The sequence below is a fragment of the Gardnerella sp. C0026F2 genome (assembly GCF_056590715.1).
On the sequence record NZ_JBWPWR010000003.1, the window covers coordinates 17,376 to 36,021 of the forward strand.

An 18,646-nucleotide genomic window follows, 5' to 3' on the forward strand; every position below is an offset into this window, starting at 1 on the left:
TTTTTAGATTTGTTACTGTTTGATTCTAACGCTTAGGCGTTAACTGCTAACCTAATTGGTTGCTCTTGTGCTTGCGTTTAGGCTTTACCAGTAAGGAAAATTCCGCCAGCATCTACACCTGAAGTTACATTTCTTACTTCACGTAACAATTCATTCATGTAGAATCCCGGCTTAAGATTTGGCAAAGGCTTTTCTGTGCCAAAAACTTCAAACATGTATTCATGATCTTTATCAGGAGGCTGAGGACCGTTGTAACGCATAGTAATTGCTGGATCATTGCAGCCAATAAATCTGCTTGCTTGCGAGTTGCGTCCTTGAAGAGCTTCCGGAATCATAGAAGTCATTGTGCGAGAAAAATCTTCCGGTATTTGTAAAACGTGAGAATCGTTAAAATCAAACATTAACGCTTCAACAGGCACGTTTGCAGCAGTCCAATGAATCCACTCAAAACCGCATACCGGTATTGCATCGTCGTCAACAAAACGCCAATGCAAATAATGCACAAAAGACGGCATATTATCAACGTAAAACGGGAAAGAAACTACCGGCACTCCGCTGATCTTATTCTGCTCCGGCGCAGCTTTAGAATAATTATCCGGAATGGTAGTGAAATCTGTAGAAATATTCATAATTTAAGTATCTACCATTACACAACACTAATCAACTGCACGAGTAACAAATAAACGCAAACGTTAGCGCAATCTAATTGTTCAAGCAGATCGTGGCACTCAAGCAAAAACAACACTAAGAAACAACGCTAACTGCATAATTTGACGGTCAATATAAAACGTGCGCCCAGAGAAATCTAAACTGGGCGCATTAACTAAAATGTGATTTTTTTACTGTACTCTATTTATTTTGTAGCAGCCTCCTCATGAGTTTCAGCAGCCTTAGCTGCCACAGCTGCTTTCTTAGCAGCACGCTCTTGCTTCTTAATTCCTTCAATGAACTCAGCATGCTTTACTGCAGGAAGCCAGCCAGTGTTAACAACCTTAACCTGCCATACCCAAGCCAAGGCAAACAGAATAACAGCAACAATAATCAAGCTTATAGCACCAACGCCAGCACCGAGGTGAGCGAAGTTACCAACAACAGTGCCAACCCAACCAAAGTCAGCATCGCCGAAGGTGGAATTTGCCAAGCCGAAGGAACCCATAACAGTAAGCAATACTGCTGGAAGGAATGTAATAATTAAACCGTTAATAAAACCACCGAGAATAGCACCACGGCGACCACCGGTTGCATTACCAAACACGCCTGCACCACCACCATCGAAGAAGTGAGGCACCATTCCTGGGAGAATCAATGCCAATCCCCAAGCTGGACCCATCCAAATTGCAATAAGTCCGAGAGCTACAAGACCTCCAACGAAGGAAGACAAGAAGCCAATAAGAGAAGCATTAGCACCGTATGGGAATACGATTGGAATATCCAATGCTGGACGAGCGCCTGGAACGACCTTGTTAGCAATGCCCTGGAATGCAGGAACCAATTCACCTAAAATGATACGAACACCATAAAGGATGACACTAACACCAATTCCAAATTGCAAAGCCTGAGCAAAAGCCGCCATGTAGAAGGCACTATAGTCCGTAGGGTGAGACGCGAAAATCTTGAAGAGTTCCTTTACTGGCAACACAACCGAAGCCCACACCGCGAATACCAAATACAGCACAACCATCAACAAAGTCGTGGAGACCATTGAATCACGCAAGAAGCTCAAACCCTTAGGGAAGTTAATATCTTCAGTAGACTTAGACTTCTTACCAACAGCAGCACCAACAGCACCAGAAACAATGTAGCTTAAAGAGTTAAAGTGACCAATCGAGAGCTTATCGCTACCAGTAATACGGTTCATAAAAGGCTGCGCAAAAGCTGGCAGAACAACCATAACCGTTGCCATAATGACAGAGCCGACAATAACAATAAGCAACTGGTTGCCTGCACCAAAACCAACGGAAAGAACTAGAGCCAAAAGCATAGACATAAACACCATGTGGTGACCAGTCAAGAATATGTACTTCAAAGGAGTAAAGCGTGCAGCAAGAAGCATAAGAACGAAGCTGAGCACAATAATGTATGCAGAAGTAGCACCGTACTGACCTGCAGCCTGAGCAGTAATAACCTCATTCGTAGGTACAACACCATGAGCACCAGTAGACTTCAAAACCAAGTCACCAAATGGAGCAAGTGCACCAACAACAACGCCAGCACCTGCACCCAAAATGAGGTAACCCATAGCAGCTTTTAAGCCGCCTGCAATCACTTGTCCTGCACTACGTTTGAGCGCGATAAGACCGATTGCCGCAATAATACCAATCAAATAAGCCGGCACATTCAAAATCTGCTGACTTATGAAATTTAAAACCTGAACTACAATGTTCATCTTATTTCCTTCTTTTTATTTAGAAAAAGCGAATAGCGCATGAAATAACAGTACGACTATGCCAAAGCAGTAAGCACGTAATCAGCATAATCAAACGTTTATTTGTTACACATAATTTATGCGTAACGCTCAAGCACACCCTTCACCTCTTCAACATCCATGAAATTTTCAATTGTTTCTACAGGAGTGGTAGTGCCCTCAAGCTCTGGAGCAAGCTGAGGAGAAGTGAGCACAAGATCATTCATATTCGCAGTACCTTTTGCACTTCCCGCATCGGAAGTAGTAACTGTAACATCAAGACCTAAGTCTGCTGCCGCAGCCTCAACATTGATTTTTAAAAGTACAGACGTGCCAATGCCGTTTCCGCATACACATAGAATATTCATAAATAACCTCTTTCGTTGAGTTGTATTTTTTTAATTTTGCAAAATTAATTAATTCTTTAGTATTTAACTTTTAAGAATTGCGCGAATTTCTTTAGCGTTTTTTGCTTGCGCAAGTTCTCTAGTCTTCACAGGATTAGACAAAGCTGCAGCAACCGCGGACATAACGCCAATATGCTCATTTTCATCGTGACCTGCAAGACCAATTACTAAAGAGACCGGATCGTTGGCAGTGTTACCAAATTTAACAGGCGTACTTAAACGAATCCAGCTCAAACCACTTTTTAACACTGCTTCCGACGGGCGCGAATGTGCCAAAGCCAAGCCTGGGGCAATAACAATATACGGGCCCATTTTCTCAACTGTTTCAATCATCTGATTCGTATATTCATCAGTAGTAAAGCCAGACTCCTTCAAAGCATTGCCTGCAAGACAAATAGCATCACGCCAATCTTTCGCTGCAATATCAAGGTTTACTGCAGAATCCGGGAGAAGCTCATCAATATCAGTACTCATATTTTCTCTTTTCTAAGCATGTTAATTATTCTTGATTATTTCTGATTGGTAATCGAATTTTTAATGTTTTTCGTAACGATCATATTTTGAATTACTCCCTTAGCTTATTCTTGCATGATTGAGTGGTAGAACTTTCCAGCTAAAGCATCATGAGCTTTAGCCTTAGCTTCATCAAATGTAGTTTGAGCAAGTTCTGCTCGAACATCGTCCAAAGCAACCGGCGTCATAGAAAGCGAGTTAATACCGAGACCTGTAAGAACAACCGCTAAGTCTGGGTCTGCTGCAGCTTCTCCACACACTCCGACTGGCATACCATGTGCGTTACCAGCGTCTGCAATCATTTTGATCGCGCGCAACACTGCAGGGTGCCAAGCAGTTTGATAATTAGAAACAGACCCAAGGGTTCTATCTGCTGCAAGAGTGTATTGCGTCAAATCATTCGTTCCGATAGATACAAAATCAGCGACTTGAGCAACCTCCTCGGCAACAAGAGCGATAGAAGGCACCTCGGCCATAATGCCAACCTTTTTAAGACCTTTAGATTTACCAAGTTTTACAAAATATGCTGCTTCATGTTCGTCTGAAACCATTGGAGCCATCACCCATAAGTCAGCATTCGTCACAGCATCAGCACGAGATAATGCCTCCAGCTGACCATCTAGAACATCCATATGCTGTCTTAGAGTACGCAAACCTCGAAGTCCGAGGGCAGGATTTGGTTCATCTTCAGGAGTCAAGAATGGTAACGGCTTATCTGCTCCAGCATCAAGCAATCGAATAACAACTTTCTTGCCTTCAAACTGAGATAGTAACTCTGTATAAGATTCTGTTTGTTCTTCTATACTAGGCGGTTGCTCGTTACCAATAAACAGAAATTCCGTTCGGAATAGACCTACTCCTTCTGCTCCATACTCATGAGCAGTTACGGCATCTGAGGGCTTTCCTACATTTGCCAAAAGAGGAATCAAATGACCATCTTTTGTACTTCCAGGCAATCCACGCAATTCACGAGCGCGGCCTAAACGCTCACGAGACTCTTTAACATGCGCGATTTCTTCTTCACTAGGACTGCTTATAACATGACCATTAACGGCATCTACTACAACAATTTGATGATTCTTCAGCTGAGAGGCATCGTGTGCTCCAACAACAGCAACAATTCCACGAGCACGAGCAAGAATAGCAGTGTGACTTGTAGGACCACCATCAAGAGTGACAATTGCCTGAACCTTGCTTAAATCAAGTGAAGCTGTATCAGCAGGTGAAAGATCCTTAGCAACCAGTACAAAAGGCGAATCACTTTCCGGCACTCCAGGAGCTTCAACACCAATCAAAGATGCAATAACACGCTGGCCAACATCATGCAAATCTCCTGCACGCTCAGCCATGTAACCACCAAGATTACGCAACATGTCTTCAAATTGTGCGAACCCTTCCCAAGTGGCACGTTCAGCTGTTTTCCCCTTATCAATACCAGATTCAATTGCACTTATTAATGCTGGATCGATGGCCATCTGTGCAAGAGCTTGCATAATTGGTGCTGCCTTTCGAGTCCCCTCATCCTTTGCTTCAAGAGCCTCACTTGCACGATGGTTTAGGTCTTTATTTACTTCATTTAAAGCATTTTTAACAGCCTTTTTTGCATCCTCAGCCAACACACTAACAGCACGAGGAGAATCCTCTGGCTCATGCAAAGCAGGTGCCATACACAATACTTCACCATATGCCATCGAGCGCCCAATGCCAACACCAGTGATTACCATACTTAAAACCCTCCTTTAGGTTTAGAAACTTTATTACGGCCGCAACGCCGCATAAGCATTTCTTGTAGGTAAACGTTTCTTACTAATGAAACTATACACCATTAAAAATGTTGTTACAACAAGTGAAAACGTTTTCTGTATTTTTCAATTAATTATGCTACACTTAATGTTGAAAATAGCAAACAAAAAACCTTAAGAAAAAATATGGTTTGCTTTTATATGAAAAATAAAAAAATAAAAGCAGAATTTGTTAATTATTATTCAAAGGAGAAAAAATGGCAATTGCAACTCGTACTGTTACTATTGAAGACCCAGTTGGAATACATGCTCGCCCAGCGTCAGAATTTTCTCAAGCCGCAATGTCCTCAAATTGCATTGTAACGATTGCGAAAGGCGAAGGTGCCCCTGTAAGCGCGAATAGCATTCTTTCAATTATGGGATTGGGCATTACTAAAGGAGATTCAATCACAATTACCGTTGATGGTGAAGACGCTGAAAATGTAGCTAACAATCTTGTCGACGTAGTCACGAAAGGCGAATAATATAAATAAATAAGTGTACATAAACTGACAAATAAATAATATTCAATTTGCGGTGCTGTTTACCAATAATTACAGCACCGCACTTATTCGGGGGCAGATATGACAAATCAAACTAATCAAAACGCCTCCATAACTCATGTAGCAGCTCTTGCAAAAGTTTCAATTGCAACAGTATCTCGTGTACTTTCTGGTAGACGAGCCAAAGATGACGATATCGCAAAACGCGTAAGGAAAGCCGCAGAGCAGCTTAATTATTCAGTAAATTATGCAGCAAGCGCATTAAGAAGTGACACAACTAATACAATCGGCGTAGTAATGGGCACACGCAACGTAGATGATTCATTCAGCGTAAATATGCTTTCTGCATTGGATGAAGCAGCTCATGAAATAGATAAAATACTTCTTGTTGGAACTGGAAAAGACACAGAAGCTCAAGAAGAACGCATAGAAGAGCTTATTGGTCATAATGTTGACAGTCTTATTGTTATGCCATCTAACAATAGTGATTTAACAAAAACACTTGAAAACTACGTTGACAATCTTCCCATTGTGCAAATTGGTGGCACTACTACTTCATTCCACGTTAATTGGGTTGGCATGGATCAAGAATCAATGATGGAAGCCGCTTTAATACATCTTTCGCATCACGATGCCCATAATATTGCTTATTTAAGTGGAAATGTTGACTCCACACAAAGTGCAAACTTATTTGCCAATTTTCAGACTGCTGCAAGCCGATTAAGTTTACTTTCTGAGCCAGATTGGACAACTTTTGGAGAACTTACTTATCAACGTGGATTCAAGGATACAATGCGGCTTTTTTCTGATTCTACCACTAAACAATCTCGCAAACCAGACGCTGTTATTTGCGCAAATGACGCTGTCGCACTTGGAGCACTTCTAGCTTTAGATGAGCTTTCTTTGCAAGTTCCGCAGGACGTTCTCGTAATAGGTTACGGAGATAGCAGACAGGCAGAAATATCTGAGCCAAAGCTTTCTTCAATCCGTCCTCCGTACCAGCAAATTGCGCGCGAAGCAATCCGCCTAACCGCTGTTAACAAATCAGAGCAACATTGGTTACCTGCACATATGGAGTTTAGACCGGAAATCATGCGACGCGAATCAACAAATTCACCAAGAATAGGCACAAGCGATATGTCACTTCCGTGGAGGATATGATACTTTTGTATTTTATTGACTTTGCAAAAGTGAGCAAAATAGTGCTTCAAAAACAAGAGTTGCGTTACCATTTCTCGAAAGCCGACGACGAGCAGTAGCAATGCTGTCAACACAATCCAATGCACTACTTGCTGTCATGCTTTGTGCCAACTGGACAATTCTAGACTTGTATTCCTGATTTATAATCGGCGAAGACTTTTGCGCTTCGTTAATAACAACTAAAACGTCTCTATACACGCTATCGATTGCGTCAAGAGAACGGCATAACACGTCGCGGCTTACACGAGTTACTTTACGTTTTACATCATCCTTTTTCCCAATTGCATTGTAGCTTGCGCGCAATTTGGGCGGAATGCGATCCTCATCGCCTAATCCGTTAATTCTGCGAAATTCTTTTTGTTGAGCCTCAACATTTCGCTGAACCTCATCTTCTGCTTGTGCTTTTGCATCGTCAATAAGCATTGCAGCAAGCATAATTGCGTCGGCAGCATCATGCATACGAAGCAATCCTGCAACAAGCTCATCTCGCCTACTTAAAGCACGCTCATCGCTTGCGTAGATAAAAGCAGTTGCTATATTTCCTTGAGAAAGCCTGGCTGCACGATTTGCTAGCTTATTATCCGCATCCGTTTTTTTAGTAAGATATTCTGCTATAGACTGCTCGTTTGGAGTAGCTAATTGCACAAGTTGTGTACGCGAACGAATTGTTGGAAGAACATCCATAACACTTGAGGCGCATAAAAGCCAAATCGTGTGCTCGCTTGGCTCTTCAATCTCTTTAAGAAGAACGTTTGTGCTACGTTCCAACATTCTGTCAACATCTTCAATAATTATGATTCGCCAAGGAGCAGTGCTAGGCATCTGCTCAGAAATCCCAATTGCCTCGCGTACATCGTCAATACTAAGAGTTACGCCTTTTGTTGCAAGCGTATGCACATCAGGATGCGATCCTGCTAAAACTTCTTTGGCAGTTTTACTAAGCTCATTTTCGCCGCTAATTCCATCACTGCCTTCTCCATGATCCGGACTTTCGAGAGCTGCAGCGAAAGCGCGCGCAACTTGCGCACTACCGAAGCCAGCAGCTCCGCAAATCAGCCAAGATTGCGCTATTTTGCTAGCATCCGCACAAGCAATTTTTCGCAATCGCGAAACTACCTGTTCTTGCCCAATAACGCTATCCCACACACTCATCGCTTCACCCCCTGCATAGCTTCTTTACTTCTTCACTTTATAAAGTTCGCCACTTTATTTAGTTTCAATTTCTTCAATTAAGTTATGTACGTCTTGCACAATAAGTTCAGATAATGATTTCGCTGAGAACGTTGCGTCTAATACGCGATAACGATCTGCAAACTCCTGCGCTAAATCTAAAAATGCTTCTCTAGTGCGACGTGCGAAATCTATTCCAGCTGATTCCATGCGATCTTGTTCACGATGCAAACGCTTAAAAGCATCTTCCGGCTGCATATCTAGCAAATAAGTGCGATTAGGCCACAGAGAATCCGTTGCCCACTCACTTAAAGTTCGCACATCATCCATAGTCAATTCGCGACCGCCTGCTTGGTAAGCAAGCGAAGAATCAATATAACGATCCGTTATTACTACTGCACCGCGGCTAAGTGCAGGGCGAATTACTTGCGCAACATGCTGTGCACGATCCGCAGCAAAAAGCAAAGCTTCCGTTCTGGCAGATACACTCGTGCCATGCAAGAGTATTTCGCGCAAAGCTTTACCCAACTGCGTACCGCCAGGCTCACGCGTCACTACAACTTCTCGCCCCAAAGATTGCAAATAATCCTTAAGAGCCTCAACTTGCGTAGTTTTACCAACGCCATCAATGCCCTCGAAAGAAATAAATAAGCCTTTATTTGCATAAGATTGCTCACTTCTGCAGCCGCAGTTCCCTCCGCAAGCGCAGCCACCAGAGAAATCGTCATTTTTAGATGCCATATTTTGACTCCATATGCAAGGTCTATTTAATCTTTAGATTTCATTCCTATGCTTTTTTAGCGGTAGATTTCTTTGAAGTAGTCTTCTTTGTAGAAGTTTTCTTTGCGGTAGATTTTTTCGCAGTAGACTTCTTTTCAGAAGATTTTGCAGTGCTCTTAGTCGCGCGCTTTTTGCGTTTTACGGGACCTGCGGCACGCTTTTGCGCCAAAAGTGCAAATGCATCCTGCGGATCAATCGATTCAGGCGTATACTGCTTTGGCAAAGTGCGATTCGTTTCGCCATCAGTAATATAAGCTCCGTAGAAACCATCCTTAATCACTACTGGCTTTCCAGTTTCAGGATCTGCACCAAGCTCACGAAGAGGCGGCTTGGCGGCACCACGAGTACGCTTACCGTACTTTGGTTGCGCAAATAAATCTTTCGCTTCTTGCAAAGTAACAGTAAAAATAGCATCTTCACTAGAAAGAGATCGCGTATCCGGCTTAGATTCCACAGTTTCTCCAGCAGAAGTATCTACAGCAGAATATGTTTTAGTTAAATATGGACCGTAACGACCATTATTTGCTTCTATACGAGCTAGTTTCACAACGCCTTCGGCATCAACTTCTTCATATTCACCAACCAAACGTGGCAAATTCAAAAGTTGCAACGCTTCTTGCAAAGTCAAAGTCGCTGGATCCATGGTTTTAAACAAAGAAGCCATTTTTGGACGAGCCTTAGAAGACTTAGAAGACTTAGAAGCCTTAGAAGATTTAGAATCTTCCGCACTATCCTGCTCTTCTACCAGTGCCACGTACGGCCCAAAACGACCATTGCGCACTTCTACGTTCCCACCCGTTTCTGGATCTACTCCAAGCACACGTGGACCTTCAGCATTATTCTCAAGCAATTCTCGAGCAACATCAACAGTTAACTCATCTGGAGCTAAAGTTTCTGGCAAAGAAGCGTGACGAGGGTTGCCTTCAGCATCAAGATTCTTAATGTCTTCCAAGTAAGGACCATAGCGTCCAATACGCACATGCAAACCATCGCCAATGTCTATGGTATTTATTTCACGCGCATCAATTTCACCAAGCTCTGCAACCTGCTGTTGCAAACCAATATGAGCTTCATCAGCAGAATTAGCGGCACCTTCACCAGAACCAAAATAGAACCTAGTTAACCAATCGCGACCGGTTTCTTCACCGTGCGCAATTCTGTCCAAACCATTTTCCATATCAGCAGTAAACGCGTAATCAACATACTTCGGGAAATTCGCTTCCAAAAGCTTAATTACAGCAAAAGCAAGCCACGAAGGAATTAATGCACGTCCACGCTCATAGACGTATCCGCGATCAATAATTGTGGAAATAATCGTTGCGTAAGTAGAAGGGCGTCCGATTTCCTTAGCTTCCAAAGTTTTAACTAAAGAAGCTTCAGTATATCTTGCAGGAGGCTGAGTTTCGTGAGAATCCGCACTAACACTTTTAGCTTCAAGAACATCCCCAGCTTGCATTTGAGGAAGCGCCTTATCGCTTTCACCTTCAGACGCATGCGCAGTGCCAAAAACCTTCATAAAACCAGCAAAAGTAATTACTGTTCCAGAAGCTTGGAACAAAGCTTCTCCATATTCTCCAGCAGAAGCATTTAACTTAACTGTTGCTGTAAAACCTGTAGCATCAGCCATTTGTGACGCAAGGGTTCGTTGCCAAATAAGCGTATACAATTTCAGCTGATCCGCAGGTAATTTATCTGCAAGCTCGTCCGGGCTTAAGAAACGCGCTCCAGCAGGGCGTATACATTCGTGAGCTTCCTGCGCTCCTGCAGACGTAGTTGCGTACTGCTTAGGAGATTGCGAAACATACTCGTCGCCAAACGCTGCACGAGCGGCACTACGCGCAGCTTCGATAGCTTCTTTGGAAAGCGTTACGGAATCCGTACGCATGTAAGTGATATAGCCGTTTTCGTATAAAGATTGCGCAGCTCGCATAGTTTGGCGAGAGCTCATTGAAAGTCGGTTTCCAGCAGTTTGCTGCAAAGTTGATGTAGTAAAAGGTGGCAAAGGACGACGACGATACGGCTTCGTTTCCATAGAGTCAACTACAAAATCTGAATTTTCAAGAGCTTTAGAAAGCTTAGATGCAAAATCAGCGTCAACATGCAAAGCTTTTTGTGATTCATCTTTTGTAGAAACCAACTCACCTTTTGAATTGAAATCTTTAGAACCAGCCAGACGGCGACCAGAAAGCTCACTCATGCGCGCTTCAAAATCAACACTTTCACCATCTGAGCCTTTAGAACTTAAAATCGCGCTAATATCCCAGTAAGATGCCTTAGTAAACGCCATACGCTCGCGCTCGCGCTCAACAATCAACCTAGTAGCAACGGACTGCACGCGTCCAGCAGAAAGACCAGGACCAACTTTTCTCCACAAAACAGGAGAAAGCTCATAACCATACAAACGGTCTAACACACGACGAGTTTCTTGCGCGTCAACCATATTGTCGTCAACATTTCGAGTATTACTAAGCGAGGCTTGAATTGCATCCTTAGTAATCTCATGAAACACCATGCGCTTTACTGGCACAGTTGGCTTCAATGCTTCTACCAAATGCCACGCAATAGCTTCACCTTCGCGATCCTCATCAGTTGCCAGATATAATTCGTCAGCTTTTGCGAGCGCAGACTTTAAATCGGAAACAGTTTTCTTTTTATCTGAGCCAACTACGTAATATGGTGCAAAACCATGATCGACATCTACACCAAACTTGCCAAACGCCGCTTTGCGTGAGGCTGGAACTTGGCTTGGCTGAGCGAGATCGCGAATATGCCCAACTGAAGCCATGACGGTATATCCATTGCCTAAATACCCGCCAATTTTTCGCGCTTTCGTGGGAGACTCCACAATGACTAGCTTATTCTGTGCTGCCATATTCGCTCCTTTCCTAACACAATCGAACATATAATTCCGAACTATATGTTTCACGCTAACTGTATCGCAACTTAAGTTATACGTCTATTACATTCCACCTCGGTGGATAAAAGCAGATAGAGTAGACAATATTACTTAGAAGCAGATGGAGGCGTCGGCGGAGCGCCTACTAATCCAAGCCTACTCAACGGCGAAGCTGTAGAGTGACGCATTACCATAATTACGCCAAAAACAAGCAAAGACACACCTATAATCAGCCAATAAGTTGCTACATAAGATGTGCTTGCAGCCCATTGAGCAAAAATATCAACACCAGGAAGAATTTGCCATATTAAATAAATTGCATACAAACACGCCAACACACCAATCGTAATCATAGAGCTTCCTACAATTTGAACGCTAATTGAGGAACGTCGATAAGCTGGCATATCCATTCCACTACTGCGAGTACATGCGAGCATAATAAGCGTTACAGCACCAACGATAAGCAATGATATAAGAACGTCAGAAACTCTATGCCAATGTGCTGCAACCAAAGAAAGTTCCACAAGAACGCTTATAAAAGCTGCAACTACTGACGCCCATGCGCGCCAAACACGCGAAACTGCACAAATAAGCAACGCACATGATGCAGTAATAAGTAGTGTATGACCTGAAGGTGCTGAATTTGCAGCTAAATATTCAATACTTATAAGCATTGGGCGAGGAAGAATTTTTTTCAATGGTTCAGCAGCAGCCGAAAGAATAATAATTCCAGCGCATTGACCAAGAAGCCACCAACGCTTACGAATACAAACTACTATGAGTGAAACAAGAGCAATTATTATGCCAGCAACTATAACAACCATAGAAACGCTTATAGGTCGCAAGCAAAATGCAAGCCAAGATGGCATACCATGAGAACCAAATCCATCAATTACCATTTCTTCATAGCTTTGACCAAGTACTGTTTGCACACTAATAAACCATATGAACGCAGCAGAAGCCAAGAAAACAATTGCAATAGCAACACACCACAATATGGTAGATATTCGAGGACGCTTTACAAGCGGATCAAGCTGATCAATATCATCTGCATCTGATTGAGAATCTTTAGAAGATAACTGATTAGTCGAATACGACAAATCGGACGAGCCTTGCAAACCAGACAGATTAAACAAATCAGACGAACCAGAAAGATCAGACAAATCAGACAAATCAGATTGACGTTTAGTTTGTTTCACAGACTGTTTCGCAGACTGTTTAGAAGATTTCTCTTCAGTATTTTCTGGGAATAAAGGCGATATTTTTTCGTCATTATCCTCAGATGAGATTGGAGAAAATGGCGTAATAGTATTAATCGAATCCAAAGGATGCGAATAGGCATTACCTTCATTGTTGCGATTAATATCTTGCGAAGTTTCGCCTACTGACAGCGCATCATTTTTCTCAGCAGAATCATCATGCTGATTGTCAATGCTATTGGATTGAATTCCTGCAAATTCTTCACTCATACTTTAGACTTTACGACAGTATTTGCAACCGCGCTAGTTTTACATATAATAAAACCTCCGCGCACCCACCAGAGGCCACTTACCCTTGCTGCATTTCTGCCCTGGGGGGATTGGGTGACTTAGTGCCACACGGAGGCTTTATCTATATTACACGATTTTCGCTACATGTCGAGTAGTAATAAATTATGCGCGCCACACGCTCTTGCCATGCTCTTTTGCAAATTCAGTATCTTCATCAAGCTGAGACTCGTTAGCTTCAACATCACCAGCAATATAGCGTTCAACTAATTGGCGAGCTTCACTATCTTCATGCTGAACTGCAGGAGACTTCATAAAGTACGAACTTGGAGCCAAAATTGGACCAGAAAGCTTGCGATCCAAAGCAATTTTTGCGGCTCGAACAGCATCAATAACAATTCCGGCAGAATTTGGAGAATCCCAAACCTCAAGCTTGTACTCCAAATTCAAAGGAACATCACCAAAAGTAGTACCTTCCAAACGTACGAAAGCAAACTTGCGATCATCCAACCAAGCTACGTAATCCGAAGGGCCAATATGAACATTATGCTCATCCATTTCATGAGGCACGATTGAAGTTACGGCACGAGTCTTAGAAATCTTTTTAGACTCAAGTCTTGAACGCTGAAGCATGTTCATAAAGTCCATGTTTCCGCCAACATTCAGCTGATACGTGCGATCCAAACGCACACCGCGATCCTCAAAAAGTCGAGCCATAACGCGGTGAGTAATAGTTGCACCTACCTGACTTTTAATGTCATCGCCAATAATAGGAACTCCAGCATCACGGAATTTTTGCGCCCACTCAGGATCAGAAGCAATGAAGACTGGCAGACAGTTTACAAATGCACATCCAGCTTCCATTGCAGCAGTTGCATAGGCTTTATCAGCTTGCTCAGATCCTACTGGGAGATAAGAAACAAGCACATCCACATGCTTATCTCGCAAAACTTGAGCAACGTCAACAGGTTCAGCTTCGGACTCATCAATCATTTCACGGTAATAATCACCGAGACCGTCATAAGTTGGACCACGCAATACTTCTACACCCAAATTTGGTACATCAGCAAAACGAATTGTATTGTTTTGTGAAGCGCCAATTGCTTCACTTAAATCATGCCCAACCTTTAGAGAATCAACATCAAACGCCGCAACAAACTCAATATCGCGCACACGATACTGACCAAATACAGCGTGCATCAACCCTGGAATTTTCTCACCGTCATCAGCGTTTTTGTAATATTCAACGCCCTGAACCAGCGACGAAGCACAATTGCCGACACCGGCAATGGCAACGCGGATGCTCATATAGACTCCTTGCCCTGCAAAATAAGCGACATTACATTATGCCGCACCATACACATTTCATAATACTATTGCTTTAACAAATATGTACTAATATTAAATATTTTTAATCTTTTCTAAACAAAAAACATGCTGTTTTGTAGAAAAATTCAACACCGGACGCTACGGTGGAATGTATGGTTGCACGTAAAGATGGAAGACGAGCGTCTACTTCGCATGAGAAAGCTACTCGAAGCATATCGTCACAATCACAAAAAAATACGAATATGCCTTCACCTGTCCCACCACGAGGACAAGAATCATATCGTACAAATTCGTATTCTTTTGAATCAAACAAAAGCAGCCGCAATTCGAGATTCGAACGTTCTCGCGCAGCAACACGCAGAAGGCGTCGTAGAACTTGGCGAGGCAGACATCCTATTATTTTTTGGGCACTTATCGTTATTTTTGTGCCAATTTTGTTAGGAGCAATTGCTTTTGCTTATCTGTATGCAACTACAGACATACCGGCACCAGACAAAGTTGCTATGGCAGATAAGACGAAAGTATATTATTCAGATGGCAAAACTGAATTAGGTTCTTTTGCTGAGCAAAATCGCGAAATTATCAATTGTTCAGTACTTCCTAAATATGTTGGTAAAGCAATAGTTGCTTCAGAAAATCGTTCCTTCTACCACGATGGCGGAATAGATTTTAAAGGAATTGGACGCGCATTACTTCATAACGTCACAAAGCACGGGCGTTGGGGCGGCTCAACTATTACGCAACAATATGCGGAAAGATATTATCTCGGTGAAACAAAAACTTATTTTGGAAAGCTAAAAGAAGCTATTTTAGCTTTGAAAATTGCGCAAACTCAAGATAAAGATACAGTACTTTGCAATTATATGAATACTATTTACTTGGGTAGAGGAGCATACGGAATTCAAGCTGCAGCTAAAGCATATTTCGGTATAGAAGCAAAAGATTTGTCACTTTCGCAAGCTGCACTTTTAGCAGGTATTATTCCAGCACCAAGTAGCTGGGATCCTGCAATTGGTCCAAAAGAAGCAGGCATTCGTTTTAAGCGCGTGTTACGCATTATGAAAGAAGATGGCTACATTACAGCTTCTCAAGCAGCGCAAGCAAAAATGCCTAAAACTATTACTCAGACGACTCAAAACATTTACGCAGGTCAACAAGGTTACTTATTGCATATGGTTCGCGATGAGTTAACTAGGAATGGTGCTTTTACGCAGGAAGATCTTGACAGCGGCGGATATCGCATTATTACTACTATCGATAAAGCTAAGCAAGATTTAATGTTCAAAGTTGCAAGTCCTTCTCAAGATGGACGAGGAATTGTGCCAGAAGGACTGCAAGTTGGCGGAATTTCAATAAACGCAAAAGATGGTTCAATCATTTCCGTTTACGCAGGAGACGATTATCTAAAGAAACAGCTTAATAACGCTACACAAGCGCTTTACGAGCCAGGCTCTACTATGAAGCCTTTTGCGCTTATGGGAGCAATTCAGGCTGGCACTAGCTTGGATACAATGTTCAATGGCAATTCTCCACGCAAGTTTGATGGTATTGATAAGCCTGTTGGAAACTTTGCAAACATGAGCTACGGCACAATTAACTTATATAGCGCAACTGCAAATTCTGTGAACACAGTATATATGGATTTGCAAAGTAAACTTGGTGCTAAGAAAATTGCTAATACTGCAGTTATGGCAGGTTTAAACCCTGACCGCGTCAATGGTAATAATCCGTTTACTGTTCTTGGAAATGATTCTGTACATGTAAGCGAAATCGCGCGCGCATATGCAACATTTGCAAACCAAGGAAGACGCCCAGATCTGCATATTGTTGCCAGCGTAAAAAATCCTGACGGTAAAGAGTTCTACCGCGCACCAACGGCTGGAAAGCAAGTATTCTCACCAGCTGATGCCGCTTTAGCTACAAAAGCAATGATTGGCGTAGTGCAACATGGTACAGCAACCGAAGCTCGCTCTGTAGGTAGAGAAATTGCAGGAAAGACTGGAACAGCAAACGACGAAACTGCTGGTAGCTTTGTAGGATTTACGCCAAATATTGTTACCGCATTTGCTATATGGAATCCAGATGCAAAAGGTAGTCCACAAGTAATTAAACCGTTCCACGGATATCTTGGAGGAAGCGACTACCCTGTGCACTTGTTTACAAGATACATGCGTCAAGCGGTGATAGGAACACCGAATACTAAATTCCCTGAAGCAAAAGACACAGGCAAAATTGGCGGGCCTGATGGAAAATGGGGATTAGGCGAACAACGCGCAATCACGCACGCAAAAACCGAGGATGAAGATAAAGATAAAAACAAGGATAAGGACAAAGACAAAGACAAAGATAAAACTTTAGACCTTGATAGCCAGCTGTATGGTCATGACGATTCATCATCGGGCGGCGTTGGCAGCTACGACAATAATTCTGGCGGTCATAGTTACGACAATAACTATGACACAACTGGAGGAAACTAGTAAATTAACTGTAGCTATTTATAAACAAAACTGTAGCTAATTTACAAACAGATATGTGAATAGCTAGCTAAGTAAATAGCTAAATAGTTTGTTAATTAGTTTTGATAGCTTATTAATTAGTTTCGGCTCAAAACAATGTTCTCAAGCATTTTAGCAGTAATATTTTCATAACCGTTAAGTTCTGCATGATGCTTGCTTTCAGATATGTTTGCGCGCGAAAAACCTGTTTGCGCAATTACAGTTGCTCCGGAATTAATTGCAGCAGTAAGACCAGATAGAGAATCTTCTATGGCAATGCAATTAGCCATCTGCTTTGCAACTTCCTCATCCGTGCCCTCAATGCCAACCATTTTCCCTGCAGCAAGATAAGGCTCAGCACTAGGCTTCGGCTTAAATCCATCATCTCCACACACGTACCCAGCGAAAGCACCTTCTGGAGCATGATTCACAATATTTTCAACCAAACAACGCGGCGAATTGCTAACCAAAATTGAAGGAATGCCAGCATCCGTAAGACTTTTAAGCACGTCTAAAACTCCTGGGACCCAAGGCACGGATTCAGCTTCACGAGCAGCAACGTAATCAACCATGCCTTTGCCAATTTCTTCTACTGTAAGTTTTGTGCCACTTGGAATCATCTTATTGGCAACAGTGTCAAGAGATCCGCCAGAGCATTCCCAAGCTAAATCTTCATCCCAATATCCACCGTATTTTTTTACTAAATAAAATTCCGACTCATGCCAATACGGCTCTGAATCTATAAGAGTGCCATCCATATCCCAAAAAACTGCACGCAACACATGTTTTTCTTCACTAGAGTTAAGAGTATTTGCACACACATTCGTCGTCTGTTCAGCCATTCACAATCCTTCATATTGCATATATTTGCTTTAGCTTTTATAGTGCATATTTTTTCGCACTAATTCTGCATTACTTTTCGCACTATTAATTCTTCTCGCTAATTCTCGCTAACTAATTCTTCTCGCTAGTTCTCACTAATTTCTAAAAGCACAATAAGTAGCCATGCCTACGTTACTATATGCTCCACGCTCTCCACAACACCACAGATTTTTCATCTGAAGACTTTCGATTTTTATAATTGCTGTTATAGCTTTCCGAAGAATACGACGAAGGTAACGCTCGTCTCTCTGTAAGAATATCCCGCCTCCAGCGACGCGCATTGCGAGAACGCTGCATTTCCACAATGTCACCATCTGCATTTGCAGCAAAAATGTTACGCTCTGAAGACTCTGCAGAATCTAGCAAATGCCTCACTTGCCTTTTAAGCTGTCGATTTTCTTCTTGCAAATCAAGTATTTGCATGATGCCAGCAAGATTAATGCCTTCATTTTGGCTTAAATGCTGAGTTTGCACAATCCTGTCTATATCTCGCAAAGAATAGCGGCGAGCGCCACCTTCAGTTCTATGCGGCATTATTAAATGAAGCCGATCATACTGTCGTAAAGTTTGCGGATGCGTATTGGTTAGGCGTGCCACATGGCTTACGGTAAATATTGGCAAATCAAGAACAAATCCTACTTCATCTGCCCCGTCAAGCGTTGCAGTACCACGCACTAAAGCAACTGCACACATTTCATACAGTGCTTTAGTTTCACGCGTTATTGGTGTCATAGCACGCCTTCCTTTGCCCTTTTAGTATGTTTAAAGCACTGTTACAAGCAATTCAACAGTGTTTAAC

At 42.4% G+C, this 18,646-nt stretch carries 15 protein-coding genes and 1 other RNA gene; 3 read left to right on the forward strand and 13 right to left on the reverse strand.

Annotated features, from left to right (window positions below):
• Positions 1 to 77: 77 nt before the first annotated feature.
• The 5 genes from AC1EK3_RS05440 to ptsP all read right to left on the reverse strand — a co-directional run bounded on the left by AC1EK3_RS05440 (position 78) and on the right by ptsP (position 5,048).
• Complete coding sequence (locus tag AC1EK3_RS05440; RefSeq protein ID WP_480033689.1) at positions 78 to 629, reverse strand: YbhB/YbcL family Raf kinase inhibitor-like protein; 552 nt, start codon at positions 627 to 629, stop codon at positions 78 to 80.
• Positions 630 to 853: 224 nt separating this feature from the next.
• The gene (locus AC1EK3_RS05445) at positions 854 to 2,386 is read right to left on the reverse strand and encodes a PTS ascorbate transporter subunit IIC (protein WP_004104741.1); all 1,533 of its coding nucleotides are present in this window, start codon (positions 2,384 to 2,386) and stop codon (positions 854 to 856) included.
• 116 nt (positions 2,387 to 2,502) lie between these two features.
• Positions 2,503 to 2,772 (reverse strand): PTS sugar transporter subunit IIB, encoded by a 270-nt coding sequence (locus AC1EK3_RS05450; RefSeq protein WP_004104746.1) that lies wholly within the window; start codon positions 2,770 to 2,772, stop codon positions 2,503 to 2,505.
• A gap of 63 nt (positions 2,773 to 2,835) precedes the next feature.
• Positions 2,836 to 3,285: a PTS sugar transporter subunit IIA gene (locus AC1EK3_RS05455; RefSeq protein ID WP_004104748.1), complete on the reverse strand. Its 450-nt coding sequence runs from the start codon at positions 3,283 to 3,285 to the stop codon at positions 2,836 to 2,838.
• Positions 3,286 to 3,389: 104 nt separating this feature from the next.
• The gene (gene ptsP / locus AC1EK3_RS05460; RefSeq protein ID WP_480033688.1) at positions 3,390 to 5,048 is read right to left on the reverse strand and encodes a phosphoenolpyruvate--protein phosphotransferase; all 1,659 of its coding nucleotides are present in this window, start codon (positions 5,046 to 5,048) and stop codon (positions 3,390 to 3,392) included.
• 275 nt (positions 5,049 to 5,323) lie between these two features.
• Here ptsP and AC1EK3_RS05465 point away from each other — a divergent pair, with 275 nt between their 5' ends.
• Entirely contained in the window at positions 5,324 to 5,590 is a 267-nt protein-coding gene (locus tag AC1EK3_RS05465; RefSeq protein ID WP_004104751.1) for an HPr family phosphocarrier protein, read from the forward strand.
• Between the two features lie 99 nt (positions 5,591 to 5,689).
• Complete coding sequence (locus AC1EK3_RS05470) at positions 5,690 to 6,769, forward strand: LacI family DNA-binding transcriptional regulator (RefSeq protein WP_480033687.1); 1,080 nt, start codon at positions 5,690 to 5,692, stop codon at positions 6,767 to 6,769.
• Positions 6,770 to 6,781: 12 nt separating this feature from the next.
• Here the strand turns inward: AC1EK3_RS05470 and AC1EK3_RS05475 are convergent, their stop codons facing one another.
• The 6 genes from AC1EK3_RS05475 to AC1EK3_RS05500 form a co-directional block, all read right to left on the reverse strand.
• A complete protein-coding gene (locus AC1EK3_RS05475; RefSeq protein ID WP_480033686.1) occupies positions 6,782 to 7,960 on the reverse strand; it encodes a DNA polymerase III subunit delta' in 1,179 nt (392 codons plus the stop codon).
• A 54-nt stretch (positions 7,961 to 8,014) separates the two neighbouring features.
• A complete protein-coding gene (gene tmk / locus AC1EK3_RS05480; RefSeq protein WP_480033685.1) occupies positions 8,015 to 8,719 on the reverse strand; it encodes a dTMP kinase in 705 nt (234 codons plus the stop codon).
• Positions 8,720 to 8,765: 46 nt separating this feature from the next.
• Positions 8,766 to 11,630: a type I DNA topoisomerase gene (topA, locus tag AC1EK3_RS05485; RefSeq protein WP_480033684.1), complete on the reverse strand. Its 2,865-nt coding sequence runs from the start codon at positions 11,628 to 11,630 to the stop codon at positions 8,766 to 8,768.
• Between the two features lie 131 nt (positions 11,631 to 11,761).
• Positions 11,762 to 13,123, reverse strand: coding sequence for a phosphatase PAP2 family protein (locus AC1EK3_RS05490; protein ID WP_480033683.1), 1,362 nt, complete (start codon positions 13,121 to 13,123; stop codon positions 11,762 to 11,764).
• A 45-nt stretch (positions 13,124 to 13,168) separates the two neighbouring features.
• Positions 13,169 to 13,265: signal recognition particle sRNA small type (gene ffs, locus AC1EK3_RS05495), an RNA gene on the reverse strand.
• Between the two features lie 41 nt (positions 13,266 to 13,306).
• Positions 13,307 to 14,449 (reverse strand): inositol-3-phosphate synthase, encoded by a 1,143-nt coding sequence (locus tag AC1EK3_RS05500; RefSeq protein ID WP_119527554.1) that lies wholly within the window; start codon positions 14,447 to 14,449, stop codon positions 13,307 to 13,309.
• 173 nt (positions 14,450 to 14,622) lie between these two features.
• Between AC1EK3_RS05500 and AC1EK3_RS05505 the strand changes: the two genes are divergently transcribed.
• Entirely contained in the window at positions 14,623 to 16,947 is a 2,325-nt protein-coding gene (locus AC1EK3_RS05505) for a transglycosylase domain-containing protein (protein ID WP_419399360.1), read from the forward strand.
• A 116-nt stretch (positions 16,948 to 17,063) separates the two neighbouring features.
• Here AC1EK3_RS05505 and AC1EK3_RS05510 read toward each other — a convergent pair whose 3' ends face one another.
• Positions 17,064 to 17,807, reverse strand: a complete 744-nt coding sequence (locus AC1EK3_RS05510) for an HAD family hydrolase (protein WP_391496052.1) — start codon at positions 17,805 to 17,807, stop codon at positions 17,064 to 17,066.
• Between the two features lie 175 nt (positions 17,808 to 17,982).
• On the reverse strand, positions 17,983 to 18,579 hold the full coding sequence (locus tag AC1EK3_RS05515) for a heat shock protein transcriptional repressor HspR (RefSeq protein WP_116971482.1): 597 nt from the start codon (positions 18,577 to 18,579) through the stop codon (positions 17,983 to 17,985).
• Positions 18,580 to 18,646 lie beyond the last annotated feature (67 nt).